This window comes from Klebsiella sp. Lac1 (assembly GCF_009825425.1).
GTDB lineage: Bacteria > Pseudomonadota > Gammaproteobacteria > Enterobacterales > Enterobacteriaceae > Klebsiella > Klebsiella electrica.
Genome location: NZ_VJZJ01000001.1, coordinates 1,797,752 through 1,810,328 on the forward strand (window position 1 = coordinate 1,797,752; position 12,577 = coordinate 1,810,328).

The 12,577-nt window shown below is 57.6% G+C and carries 12 protein-coding genes; 7 read left to right on the plus strand and 5 right to left on the minus strand.

Translation table 11 applies throughout. The annotated features are described in order from the left end of the window. The first annotated feature begins 38 nt into the window (after nt 1-38). Together dmsD and clcB are read left to right on the plus strand one after the other, a co-directional pair. Nucleotides 39-647, plus strand: coding sequence for a Tat proofreading chaperone DmsD (dmsD, locus tag FNY10_RS08535; RefSeq protein ID WP_160704899.1), 609 nt, complete (start codon nt 39-41; stop codon nt 645-647). A 180-nt stretch (nt 648-827) separates the two neighbouring features. After that, nucleotides 828-2,123 (plus strand): voltage-gated ClC-type chloride channel ClcB, encoded by a 1,296-nt coding sequence (clcB, locus tag FNY10_RS08540; protein ID WP_160704959.1) that lies wholly within the window; start codon nt 828-830, stop codon nt 2,121-2,123. Here the strand turns inward: clcB and bioD are convergent. The 3 genes from bioD to FNY10_RS08555 form a co-directional block, all read right to left on the minus strand. Beyond that, nucleotides 2,076-2,771 carry a dethiobiotin synthase gene (bioD, locus tag FNY10_RS08545; RefSeq protein ID WP_142255880.1) on the minus strand — a complete coding sequence of 232 codons (696 nt, stop codon included), beginning with the start codon at nt 2,769-2,771 and terminating at the stop codon, nt 2,076-2,078. The two genes, clcB and bioD, sit on opposite strands and share 48 nt — an antisense overlap. Before the next feature lie 127 nt (nt 2,772-2,898). Further along, on the minus strand, nt 2,899-4,119 hold the full coding sequence (gene mlc / locus FNY10_RS08550) for a sugar metabolism global transcriptional regulator Mlc (RefSeq protein ID WP_100683844.1): 1,221 nt from the start codon (nt 4,117-4,119) through the stop codon (nt 2,899-2,901). A 124-nt stretch (nt 4,120-4,243) separates the two neighbouring features. Further along, entirely contained in the window at nt 4,244-5,146 is a 903-nt protein-coding gene (locus FNY10_RS08555) for a LysR family transcriptional regulator (protein ID WP_131049606.1), read from the minus strand. A gap of 117 nt (nt 5,147-5,263) precedes the next feature. Here FNY10_RS08555 and FNY10_RS08560 point away from each other — a divergent pair, with 117 nt between their 5' ends. Continuing rightward, entirely contained in the window at nt 5,264-6,514 is a 1,251-nt protein-coding gene (locus FNY10_RS08560; protein ID WP_131049607.1) for an MFS transporter, read from the plus strand. A 34-nt stretch (nt 6,515-6,548) separates the two neighbouring features. Here the strand turns inward: FNY10_RS08560 and FNY10_RS26845 are convergent, their stop codons facing one another. Further along, on the minus strand, nt 6,549-6,641 hold the full coding sequence (locus FNY10_RS26845; RefSeq protein WP_004862449.1) for a KPN_01571 family protein: 93 nt from the start codon (nt 6,639-6,641) through the stop codon (nt 6,549-6,551). 271 nt (nt 6,642-6,912) lie between these two features. On the opposite strand from FNY10_RS26845, the gene FNY10_RS08565 reads away from it, so the two are divergent. Both FNY10_RS08565 and asr read left to right on the plus strand, forming a co-directional pair. Next, nucleotides 6,913-8,400 carry a carboxypeptidase M32 gene (locus tag FNY10_RS08565; protein WP_160704898.1) on the plus strand — a complete coding sequence of 496 codons (1,488 nt, stop codon included), beginning with the start codon at nt 6,913-6,915 and terminating at the stop codon, nt 8,398-8,400. Nucleotides 8,401-8,582: 182 nt separating this feature from the next. After that, nucleotides 8,583-9,113, plus strand: a complete 531-nt coding sequence (gene asr, locus FNY10_RS08570; RefSeq protein WP_160704897.1) for an acid resistance repetitive basic protein Asr — start codon at nt 8,583-8,585, stop codon at nt 9,111-9,113. A gap of 344 nt (nt 9,114-9,457) precedes the next feature. On the opposite strand, the gene FNY10_RS08575 is transcribed toward asr, so the two are convergent. Next, nucleotides 9,458-10,066: a LysE family translocator gene (locus FNY10_RS08575; protein ID WP_160704896.1), complete on the minus strand. Its 609-nt coding sequence runs from the start codon at nt 10,064-10,066 to the stop codon at nt 9,458-9,460. Between the two features lie 118 nt (nt 10,067-10,184). On the opposite strand from FNY10_RS08575, the gene FNY10_RS08580 reads away from it, so the two are divergent. Both FNY10_RS08580 and FNY10_RS08585 read left to right on the plus strand, forming a co-directional pair. Next, nucleotides 10,185-11,102 carry a LysR substrate-binding domain-containing protein gene (locus FNY10_RS08580; protein WP_142255878.1) on the plus strand — a complete coding sequence of 306 codons (918 nt, stop codon included), beginning with the start codon at nt 10,185-10,187 and terminating at the stop codon, nt 11,100-11,102. Nucleotides 11,103-11,763: 661 nt separating this feature from the next. Further along, entirely contained in the window at nt 11,764-12,573 is an 810-nt protein-coding gene (locus FNY10_RS08585; RefSeq protein ID WP_160704895.1) for a trypsin-like serine peptidase, read from the plus strand. The last annotated feature ends 4 nt before the right edge of the window (nt 12,574-12,577 follow it).

Sequence of the window (12,577 nt, forward strand, 5' to 3'; positions counted from 1 at the left end):
CAGGCGTGGCACCGTCCCGCCGCCGTAAGGAAGAGTACATGATGCAAGTTCACTACCGCGACGCCGTCGCGTTGAGCGCCCGCACGCTGGGCGCCCTGTTTTCATTTTCCCCGGACAGCGCGCAGGCCGCGCCGCTGGTAGCGGCTCTGCGAGACGGCAGCTGGCAGGCGCAATGGCCTTTTCCGCTGGCCGAATCGCTGGTGGCCGGGTTCGCCGCCGCCAGCGATGAAGCGCTCCCTCAGGCCTGGCAACGCCTGTTTATCGGTCCCTGGGCGCTGCCCGCCCCGCCGTGGGGTTCGGTGTGGCTGGATAAAGAGAATGTGCTGTTCGGCGACTCCACTCTGGCATTGCGGGAGTGGATGCGAGCGAACGGGATTGCTCACGCGGCGCAAAGCCAGGAGCCGGAAGACCATTTTGGCACGCTCCTGCTGCTCGCCGCCTGGCTGTGCGAGTCCGGGCAGGAGGAGGCGTTTTCGCAGCTGCTCGCCTGGCACCTGCTCCCCTGGTCCGGCCGGTTCCTTGCGGTGTTTATCGCCGGGGCCGGACACCCCTTTTATCAATCCCTCGCAGAGCTGACGCAGGCGACGCTCGCCGAGTGGCAGCGCCAGCTTCCGATTGCCGTCGCCGACAAGCCGCTGTATCGCTAAACGCATCGCCATGCCGGGAAACGGGCATGGCATTCTTAGTGACAACGTCACGCAGCCGGTATTCATTTCAGCGTTCTTATCTCCTCGCAGTTTCGCTGCTCAGGCATTTATATCTTTTGCGTCTAAGCTTATTTCCCATCACAATAAGTCTATGTTTCCTGCTAATGACCGTAACCAATGATGCATCGTCTGCATAATTATCCTGATGTTCAGGTCATGTTTCGTCGCCTGCTGATTGCAACCCTGGTCGGTATGCTGGCGGCGCTGGCCGTTGCGCTGTTTCATTGGGCGATGGGGATACTGGAAGGACTGTTTCTGCACGATCATAGTGGCAGTCTGGTCAATGCCGCCGAGGGGCTACCCGGCTGGCGACGTCTGCTCACGCCGGCCGCTGGCGGGCTGGCAGCCGGCGCGCTGCTGTGGCTCTGGCAATACCGAACCCGCCAGCGCCCGCATGCGCCCACCGACTATATGGAAGCGCTGGATAGCGGAGACGGTCAGTTTGATACCCCGGCCAGCCTGATCAAATCTCTGGCCTCGTTATTGGTGGTGACCACCGGCAGCGCGATTGGTCGCGAAGGCGCGATGATTCTGCTGGCCGCGCTGGCCGCGTCGCTGTTCGCCCGCCGCTTCACGCCAAAAGCGGAATGGAAACTGTGGGTCGCCTGCGGGGCCGCCGCCGGGATGGCCAGCGCCTATCATGCGCCGCTGGCCGGCAGTTTGTTTATTGCCGAAATTTTATTTGGCACGCTGATGCTTGCGTCACTGGGCCCGGTGGTCATCTCCGCGGTTATCGCCCTGCTGCTCACGCAGTTGATCAACGGCGGCGCGTCGCCGCTGTATCAGGTGGCGTTTCACGAGACGCTGACCGCTCTCCACTACGCGCTGATGCTGGCTACCGGGCTGCTGGCCGGGCTATGCGGGCCGCTGTTTATCGCGATGATGAGCTACAGCCACCGCTGCTTTTTGCGCCTGCATCTCTCGCCGCCGTGGCAACTGGCGCTCGGCGGGATCATTGTCGGCCTGCTGTCGCTGATCACGCCTGCGGTATGGGGCAACGGTTACAGCACGGTACAGCATTATCTGCAGTCACCGCCGCTGTTTAGCGCCATCGCAGTGGTCTTTGTGTGCAAACTGCTCGCAGTTTTGGCCAGCAGCGGATCCGGCGCACCGGGCGGCGTGTTTACCCCGACGCTGTTCGTCGGTCTGGCGATGGGCATGCTGTTTGCCAGCTTCAGCGGACTGTGGCTGCACCACGATCAAGGGCTGGCGATTATGATTGGTCTGACCGGAATGGCGGCCTTTCTGGCGGCCACGACGCATGCGCCGATTATGTCGACCCTGATGATTTGTGAAATGACCGGGCAGTACGTATTACTGCCCGGCTTATTGATTGCCAGCGTGCTGGCATCGGTGCTCTCCCGGACGTTACGCCAGGACTCTATCTACCGCCATCACGTCGCCGAGCATGGTTAGGTCAATATACTGGCTCAGCTCCCGCTGTTCAGCGCGCGGCAGGTAAGGAAGCTCGCCAATCAGCGGCCCGGGCAGCTTTTTGCTCAGCACCTCGATGATTTCCGCGTAATGCGCTAAACCCGGATTAATCCGGTTTGCCACCCAGCCAATCATCGGCAGACCGTCGTTGGCAATGGCCTGCGCGGTCAGCAGAGCATGGTTGATACAGCCCTCCTGAATGCCGACGACCATCACCACCGGAAGCTGCTCCTGCACCACCCACTCTGAAAGAGGACGCAGATCGTTCATCAGGCTTCGCCAGCCGCCGGTCCCCTCAACCACCACATGATCGACCTGCCCGCCCAGACGCTGGAGACCATCCGACAGCAGCCCGTAGTTGATCGGACAGCTGTGTGCCACGCTGCTTTCATCTTCGCTTAATGCTATGGGATTGACAGCATCATACGGTAACGCCAGCGACGACACGCTTTGTAAAATCAGCGCATCTTTGTTACGCAATCCGTCCGGCGTCTCTTTGCTACCCTTCGCCACAGGCTTGTATCCCGCGACGCTTTTGCCGCTGGCAGCAAGTGCCTGCAACAGCGCACGAGAAACCACTGTCTTCCCGACAGAGGTGTCAGTACCTGTTATAAAGAAACGCTTAAACATCATTAACCCCACAGTTATGTTGACGAGTTATACAGAAGAGAAGGAATAAACTGTGGGAAAAGTCTACGCCAGGCCGCCGGATACCGGCTTGAGATAGCGCAATTTTTGGTGTGACTATGAAAAAATGTTAACCCTGTAACAGTCGAATAAGCAGAGATCCGTTATAGAGGGCGTCCTTCACCAGCGCGGCGCCGGCCATCGTTCCACGGTTAGAGAACTGCGTGCTTTCAACGCTAATATGCCGACTGTAGGCAGGCAGGGATTGTTGGCGAATACAATCTGAAATGGCAGGGAATAAAATATCGGCCGCCAGACTAAACGGCGAGCCGATAAGGATTTTTTGCGGGTTGAACAGATTCACCATGATTGCCAGAATCCGCCCGACGTGCTGGCCGACGCCGCTAATAATATCCCGCGCCAGCAGATCGCCCTGCAGCGCCGCCTGACACAGCCACTCCACGCTCAACGGCTGCTGATGCAGCATCGAACTCATTGATTTCGCCATTCGCACCTGGGCCAGCTCCAGCACGCTTTCGACGCTGGCGATAGTTTCCAGACAACCGTGGTTGCCGCAGTAGCATCGCTTGCCGTAGGGATCGACCTGGGTGTGGCCGATCTCAACCAGGCTGCTGCTGCCCGCATGCAGCAAGCGACCATCGGTGATCACCCCGGCGCCGACGTTATGATCAATCACCACCTGAATAACATCGCGCGCCCCGCGGGATGCGCCAAACAGCGACTCCGCCATCGTCCAGGCGCTGATATCGTGCTGAATATAGACCGAGACGCCGGTGTGGTTCGCCAGAACCTCGCCAAGCGGCAGATCTTTGACCTCGTCATAAAATGGCATCCGGTGAATCACGCCGTTTTCGGTATCAATGATGCCCGGCAAAGTGACGGCGATGGCGGTCAGACGCTCCAGTTTCTTTTGATGGCGGATAAAGAATTGATCGATATGCGCAACCACGCGCGTCAGGAACGGCTGCGGGTGCTCAAGCGCCAGCCCGAGCTGCTCCTCGACCACCAGCTTGCTGCTGAGATCGCGCAGCGCAAGGTGAATTTCACCGCGGCTGATTCGCACGGAGAGATAGTGCCAGGCCTCGGTCTCGACCATCAGACCCACGGCGGGACGCCCGCGGCTCCCCGGCTCCTGAATTTCCGTCTCCTGAACCAGATGCGCTTCAAGCATTTCACGCACGATTTTAGTAATGCTGGCCGGCGCCAGTTGCGCAAAACGGGAGAGGTCGATGCGCGACACCGGGCCAAGCTGATCAATCAGGCGATATACCGCTCCTGCGTTGGTCTGCTTTATTTGATCGATATGGCCTGGCTGACTGTCCGCTACCACCATTGACTCCCTTTATTTTCGCGCTTCGAAATAAACTTTTAGCTATGGTGAAGCACTTGGGTAGCACTCGTCAAATTTTTACTTAGCCTTGTGATTTACCGCACATTTTTGACTGTTTTTAGTCTTAATTATTCAGCGCAGCGGCAGCAAGCAGGTATTGCCGAAAGCGCTGCGCCGCCTGGCTCTGTTCATGATGCTTCGACCATACCAGCCACATTTCCGAAACGGCATCCTGTTCTTTGATCGGCAGCCAGCGCATTTCGTTGAGCTGCACCCGCTTAAACGACGCCGGTAATATCGATACCCCCAGTCCGGAAGCCACCAGACCAATAATCGTCATCGCCTCGCCGACCTCCTGGGCGATCGTCGGCGTCTGACCATAGCGCCGCATCAGCCCCAGAATGTCGTCATACAGCCCGGTTCCGACGTGCGGATCAAAAAAGACAAACGGTTCGCGGGCCAGTTCCACCAGGCTTACCGCCTGCTGACGCGCCAGGGGATGGTCGCTCGGCACCATCGCCAGCAGCGGTTCACGCAGCACCCGCTCCCAGACCAGCGTCTCCGGCAGCTGCGTATTGCGCATCAGCCCCAGATCGAGGGCGCCTTCATTCAGCGGCACAATCTGCTCGCGGGTATTGGTTTCCCGGGTCTGAATATGCACATCGGGATAGCGCCGACGAAAGGTGGAGAGCGTATCGGACACCGCCTTGATAAACGGCGCGGAGGAGGTAAAGCCGATGTGCAGTTCCCCGGTTTCACCGTGGTGCAGACGGCTGGCGCGCGCCGCCGCATCGTCGACCAGGCTGAGGATGTGCCGGCTGTCGGCAAGAAACTGTCGCCCCGCCGCCGTCAGGCTCACGCTGCGGTTGGTTCGGGCGAAGAGGCGCGCGGCAATCTGTTGTTCAAGTATCTGGATCTGCTGGCTTAACGGCGGCTGTGAGATGTTCAGCCGTGCCGCCGCGCGGCCAAAATGGAGCTCTTCGGCGACGGCAATAAAGTAGCGCAGATGACGCAGCTCGATATTCATATTTAAAACGTCTTATTTGAGATTATTAATATATTAGACAGAATATTTACATTTTCATACCCTTAAAATGTGATCTGTGATGTTCCCTAACTCTGTGTTCTCAGCAAGGATTGTTCCGTGAGTCGTACAACTACCGTTGACACCGTGCCGGCAAGCGAGGTCAGCGACAATGTTATATCCCAGCCAAATCAGTTTATTAAACGCGGTACCCCTCAGTTTATGCGGGTCACTCTCGCCCTCTTCTCCGCCGGTCTGGCCACCTTCGCCCTGCTCTACTGCGTCCAGCCGATTCTGCCGGTACTCTCGGCCGAATTTGGCGTGACTCCCGCCAGCAGTAGCGTTTCGCTGTCGATTTCCACCGCGATGCTCGCCGTTGGCCTGCTGTTTACCGGCCCGCTTTCGGACGCTATCGGCCGTAAACAGGTGATGGTGACCGCGCTGGTGCTGGCCTCATGCTGTTCTTTACTGTCTACGATGATGTCGAGCTGGCACGGCATTTTGATTATGCGGGCGCTGATTGGCCTGTCGTTAAGCGGCGTGGCGGCGGTCGGTATGACCTATCTGAGTGAGGAGATCCACCCCAGCGTCGTCGCCTTTTCCATGGGGCTGTATATCAGCGGCAACTCGATTGGCGGAATGAGCGGTCGTCTGCTGACCGGGGTTTTCACCGACTTTTTCGGCTGGCGCGTGGCGCTGGCGGTGATCAGCTGCTTTGCGCTGGCCTCGGCGATTATGTTCTGGCGAATCCTCCCGGAGTCGCGGCACTTCCGCCCGAGTTCACTGCGTCCTAAAACCCTGCTGATTAACCTGCGCCTGCACTGGCGCGATCGCGGGCTGCCGCTGCTGTTCCTCGAAGGGTTCCTGCTGATGGGCTCGTTTGTCACCCTGTTCAACTACATCGGCTATCGTCTGATGATGTCGCCCTGGTCGCTGAGCCAGGCGGTGGTTGGCCTGCTCTCCGTCGCTTATCTGACCGGGACCTGGAGTTCACCAAAGGCCGGAGCGATGACCGCGCGCTATGGCCGCGGCCCGGTGATGCTCGCCTTTATCGCCGTGATGCTGGCCGGGCTGATGCTGACCCTGTTCTCATCGCTGTGGCTGATATTTGCGGGCATGCTACTGTTCTCCGCCGGTTTCTTTGCCGCCCACTCGGTCGCCAGCAGCTGGATTGGTCCTCGTGCGCGCCGCGCCCGCGGCCAGGCCTCGTCGCTGTACCTGTTCAGCTACTATCTCGGTTCCAGTATTGCGGGGACATTAGGCGGGGTATTCTGGCATAACTATGGCTGGAACGGCGTGGGCAGCTTTATCGCGCTGATGCTAATGGCAGCACTGCTGACTGGCGTTTGCCTGCACAAACGTCTGCAATAATCTCTCTGCACGTGGCCTTCATCGGCCACGTCTTTCACCACATGCCCAGTACCGACGAAGCACCCAATAGCTCTCTGACGGCATCGATAGACAGCAGTGCAATAAACAGCATAGTGAACGGATTCATAATGACTCCCTGACTACGGCCTGCGCTTGCATAAGTTTAGCCGCTGTTCAAAAAGAATCCGCTATTCTGACCACAGCAATATGACAATATTTCGATCCTGCCTGCGCCCGGATGGAAAAACGGGCGCAATCGTCCGTCACGCCCCCCGCGTGCGCCGGGCCCAGCGGCATGGCCGCGCCTTACGTCTCGTATGGAAGATTAGTGCGGATCAGGATAGTGTAGAGGTCAACGGGCAACGCCTTTCGTTCACTCGCAACAGGCCAAACTAAATATGACTGAAAACAAAAACTATCAGCAACTTACCCGCACTTTCCAGCGTATCTCTCGCTTCTCGCATCTCGGCGCTATCGCCGGCTGGGATATGTTCGCCATGATGCCGCCAGGCGGCAGCGCCGCGCGAGGAGAGGCGCTGGCGGAACTGGGCGTGCTGCAACATCAAATCCTGACGGATAAAAGCGTGGCTGAAGCGCTGCGCAACGCACGTCAGGAAAACCTGAATGACGTCGAACAGGCTAATCTGCGCGAAATGACCCGCCAGTACGAACAGGCGGCACTGCTGCCGGAAAGTCTGGTTGAGGCCAAATCACTGGCGGGCAGCCGCTGCGAACATGCCTGGCGCAACCAGCGTCCGGCGAACGACTGGGAAGGTTTCGCCGAAAACCTGCGTGAGGTGGTCAAGCTGAGTCGTGAAGAAGCGGCGATTCGCGCCGGGGCGAAAGGCGGCTCCCGCTACGACGCCCTGCTGGATATTTTTGAACCGGATATGACCAGCGCGCGGCTTGACGTTTTGTTTGCCGATCTCAAATCCTGGCTGCCGACCCTGCTGGCCAGCGTCGTCGAAAAACAGTCCCTGCGCCCGCCGGTTGCCCCGCAGGGCCCGTTCCCGATTGCTGAACAGCGTGAACTGGGGCTGGAAGCGATGCGCATTTTGGGCTTTGATTTCGATGGCGGACGTCTGGATATCAGCGCCCATCCGTTCTGCGGCGGCGTGCCGCAGGATGTGCGCATCACCACCCGCTATAACGAAGAGGACCTGCTCAGCGCCCTGTTCGGCGTGATTCACGAAACCGGCCATGCGCGCTATGAGCAGAACCTTCCGCGTAAATGGCTCGATCAGCCGGTGGCGCTGGCCCGCTCAACGGCAATTCACGAATCGCAAAGTCTGTTCTTCGAAATGCAGCTCGGGCGCAGCGATGCCTTCCTGAAACGCCTGCTGCCTGCCGTGCGTCAGCGTTTTGGCGAACAGCCGGCCTTCAGCACTGAAAATTTCATTGCCTGGAACCAGCGCGTCAAGCCGGGTTATATCCGCGTGGATGCTGACGAGGTCAGCTATCCGGCGCATGTTATCCTGCGCTACGAGATTGAACGGGCGCTGATCGATGGCGACATTGAGGTGGATGATATTCCCGCGCTGTGGGATGAGAAAATGCGCAGCTGGCTGGGCCTTTCCACCACCGGTAATTATCGTAACGGCTGTATGCAGGACATTCACTGGACCGATGGCGGATTTGGCTACTTCCCTTCTTATACCCTCGGCGCCATGTACGCCGCGCAGCTGATGGCCGCCGCGAAGCGCGCGTTGCCGCAGCTGGAGGCCAACATCGCCAACGGCGATTTCTCGGCGCTGTTTGCCTGGCTACAGCAGAACATCTGGCAGCACGGCAGTCGGTTCAGCACCTCACAGCTGATTATCAACGCCACCGGGGAAGATCTGAACAGCGATTATTTCCGCCAGCATCTCACCGCCCGCTACCTGTAAGCCCGCCCGTCGCGCCGGGGTTCTCCCGGCGCTCAGCGCACTATCCTCGTCTCAGTAGCGGTTGTACATATCGTTACATGCCGATACCAAACACTCACGGAAAGCCAGCAAAGACAGGCATATAGTTCTTTCAACGGCCCCGCAGTGGGGTTCACTGAAAAAACAATTTCGAGGATATCAGAATGAAAAAAGTATTAGCTCTGGTCGTTGCCGCTGCTATGGGTCTGTCTTCTGCTGCTTTCGCTGCTGACGCAGTAAGCACCACTCAGGCTCCGGCTGCTGCAACTCACAGCACCACTGCCAAAACCGTGCATCATAAGAAAGAGCACAAAACCGCTGCTAAACCGGCCGCTGAACAGAAAGCTCAGGCTGCGAAAAAACACCACAAAGCCGCTGCTAAACCAGCCGCTGAGCAGAAAGCCCAGGCTGCGAAAAAACACCACAAAGCCGCTGCTAAACCAGCCGCTGAGCAGAAAGCACAGGCTGCGAAAAAACACCACAAAGCTGCTGCTAAACCAGTAGCGCAGAAAGCTCAGGCTGCGAAAAAACATCACAAAGCTGCAACCAAACCAGTAGCGCAGAAAGCTCAGGCTGCGAAAAAACACCACAAAGCTGCAACTAAACCAGTAGCACAGAAAGCTCAGGCTGCGAAAAAACACCACAAAGCTGCTAAACACCACGCCGCTAAACCTGCTGCACAACCGGCTGCTTAATTCTTCCGGTAAATCAGGTTAATCATAAACCGGCGCTGTTTCAGCGCCGTTTTTTTTCTGGAGGGCACTTATGCTGCGGCGCTATCGTTTTGAGCTCATCCTGATCCTGTTAATTCTCTGCGCGCTGATTGCTACCCGTTTTTTCCTCTACTGAACAGGGCGGCGCTTTATCACTCCCCGCAGCGACTCTCCGGCCCGGCGTCTCCCCATGTTGCCGTCGCCCGCCGCCGTCCACATTGTTTTCTCTTGTCGTACTGCCTGGATTGCGCGGTGAATACCGCGTCAACGCGCTGGTTTTGAGCTCCAGGTACCCAATCAGGCCGCTGCCCCTCCTGCGGGCAAGGCTAACGGATTGCCCGCAGCCAGAAATGATATCCCACGCCATACAGCCCAAGGATCAGCAAAAACCAGGCGGCAATTGTCGTTAAGCGAGAGGTATACGTCGGGGCCAGCCAGCGACGAATAGCGAGAATATAGAACGACAGAACGGCAAGATCGATAACCACCCAGATAATGCTCAACAGACCAAGGCTCAGGCCGACATCGCTGGTTATCTGGATAAACTGCGGGAAAAACGCGACAAAGAACAGAATGTCCTTGGGATTACTCAGGGCAGTGGCAAACCCCGACAACACACCGCCTCGCGCGGTCGCCGCGCCAGGCGTTATGTGCGGTGCGCGCAACATACTCAGGGCAAGCCACGTAATATAGATGGACCCCAGCGCCGCCAACAGCAGCAGAACATCGGGATGGATTGCCACGGCGCCGGTCAACATAGCCGCCGCAACGGCCATCAGCACCAGCGACGCGAGATTGCTGCCTATCATCGTACGCAGTGCCGATGAAGTCCCGTCTCTGGCGGCGCAACCGGTCACCAGTAGCACGACCGGGCCCGGTGTCGCAATCAGCGCCAGCACCGTCATGCTGTATCCCGCCATCAATGCATAGTTCATGATACTGACTCACTCTCTTTTTTCAGGTCAGCGCATTTTCTACTTAGATTTCAGGATTGAAAAACGACAAAGGCTGAGTTTGAATGTGAGTTTTACTCAACATAGAAAACTAACCGATATGTCGATGCCGCCGCTGTACGCCCTCCGCGCTTTTGAAACCGCCGCCCGCCTTGGCTCCTTTAGCACGGCCGCCGCGGCGCTGCACGTGACTCCCGGGGCGGTCAGCCGTCATATCAGCACGCTCGAGGCCTGGTTCGACTGCCAGTTGTTTACCCGTCAGGGGCCAAAAGTGACGCTCACCGACGCAGGAAGGCAGCTCGCCAGCGCGCTGGCGGAAAACTTCGCCGCCATCGACAGAGCCTGCCAGACCTTGCGACATCAGGCGGGCAAACTGCGGCTGAAATCGCCGTCGACGTTGACCATGCGCTGGCTGCTGGATGTGTTGCAGCGCTTTCGCCAGCAGCATCCGCGGCCGGTTATCGAGATGAGCAGCGTGTGGATGGACAGAGACAGCGTCGACTTCACCCGCGAACCTTACGATTGCGCGATTTTGCTTGGCGATGGTCATTTCGGCGAAGAGACCTGCCACGGGCTGTTATTTGCCGAATGGCTGGTTCCGGTCTGTGCCCCGGCGATGGTCGAGGCCGCTCGCCAGGATTTATCATCCTGCCCGCTGATTCATCCAACGACCGATCGCCGCGACTGGCGACGCTGGCTACAGCATGCCGACACGCCAGCGCAGACCGGGATAAATCAGGGAATCGTCTTTGATAGTCTGGAACAAGGTACCATGGCGGCCATGAGCGGGCACGGCGTCTCGGTGGGCGATCTTTTTTTGAGTCTGGAAGCCATTCGCAGCGGCCTGCTGGCGCTGCCGTTTGCGCAAGCCGTTGCAACCGGCGAGGGCTATTATCTGGTGTGGCCAAAGCACACGCTCAATCCGCAGCCTGTCGATCTGCTGTATCAATTTTTACTTGCGCATATCCCGGCGCCGTTCCCGGACGGACTAAGCCGTCGGGGCCAGGCGCCAGAGTGACGTCGGCCCCGACGGGTTACATGACATGAACAGCCTGCACGACCAGATATCCCGCTGCGCCCCAGATAAAAACCGACGCGAGAGAAACATAAACTAACGCGCGAATACCTTTTTTAGACATACATCCTCCCGAAACCGGAAATAAGAATTAGTTGATATCATCGCCGGGATAACATCTCTGTTTGCTCAACGGAGGCGAGGAATAACAATATTTGCGGTGAGAAAATGTTTCACATTGAAAGCAACTGAGTATGCTGTAAAGAAGTGCATGTTCAACTGAAGAAATGTCTGTTTTTACTGCCCTTCGTCGCGGGCCGCGCAATAAACTCCCGATCCCTTTGCGCGACCCGCTTGCTTAATTTTCGTCTGGTTTGGTACTTTCCGTAACCCGATTTATGTTGCTTCCCGCTGCGGTTTCTGCGGAAATAACGCCACGGAGAGAGACGCGCTAACCGGTTGAGTTATCTTCATTCTTCCGCAAAAAAGAGCCGTCTGGAGCTAATTTTGTTCGCCGTTGGCCTTGATTAAAATTACTCTTAACTTTCATAAACTTAAATCTCCTGCTACTGTCAATATACACAAAATCATCCCGGCGGCTTCATCCGCGTGAAGCACGCGAAAGGATGCAATGTAGAAACATAATTTCTCCCCAGAGAGTGATATGCGTAAAGACGTACTGTTATTGCTGTGTTCTTGTTTGTTGTCCCCGTTTGCTCACGCTGATGATGACAGCATGAGTGCGAAAGATATCAAGACGCTTTTTTTCGGTCATGACGATCGCAAACCGGTCAACAATCCGGCTGAGGAACCCTGGGATGCCATTGGTCAGTTAGAAACGGCCAGTGGCAATCTGTGTACCGCCACCCTCATTTCACCGCATCTGGCGCTGACCGCCGGTCACTGTCTGCTGACGCCGCCAAAAGGTAAGCCGGATAAACCCGTTGCGCTGCGCTTTATTTCCCGCAAGGGCGGCTGGGTGTATGAGATTCACGGCATTGAAGGTCGCGTCGATCCGTCGCTGGGTAAACGGCTCAAAGCCGATGGCGATGGCTGGATTGTCCCCTCGGCCGCCGCGCCCTGGGACTTTGGCTTGATCGTTTTACGCTACGCGCCGGGCGGCATCACGCCGATCCCGCTGTTTAGCGGCGATAAAGCCGCTCTCACCGCCGCGCTGAAGGTGTCTGAGAGAAAAGTTACTCAGTCCGGCTACCCGGAAGATCATCTGGATAATTTGTACAGCCATCAGGACTGTATTGTGACCGGCTGGGCGCAAAACACGGTACTGTCGCACCAGTGCGACACGCTGCCCGGCGATAGCGGTTCGCCGCTGCTGTTAAAAACCGATACCGGCTGGCAGGTCATTGCCGTTCAGAGTTCGGCTCCCGGCCCGAAAGATCGCTGGCGGGCGGATAACCGGGCTATCTCGGTGACCGGTTTTCGTGACAAGCTGGAAGCGCTGGCCAACGAGTAAACGG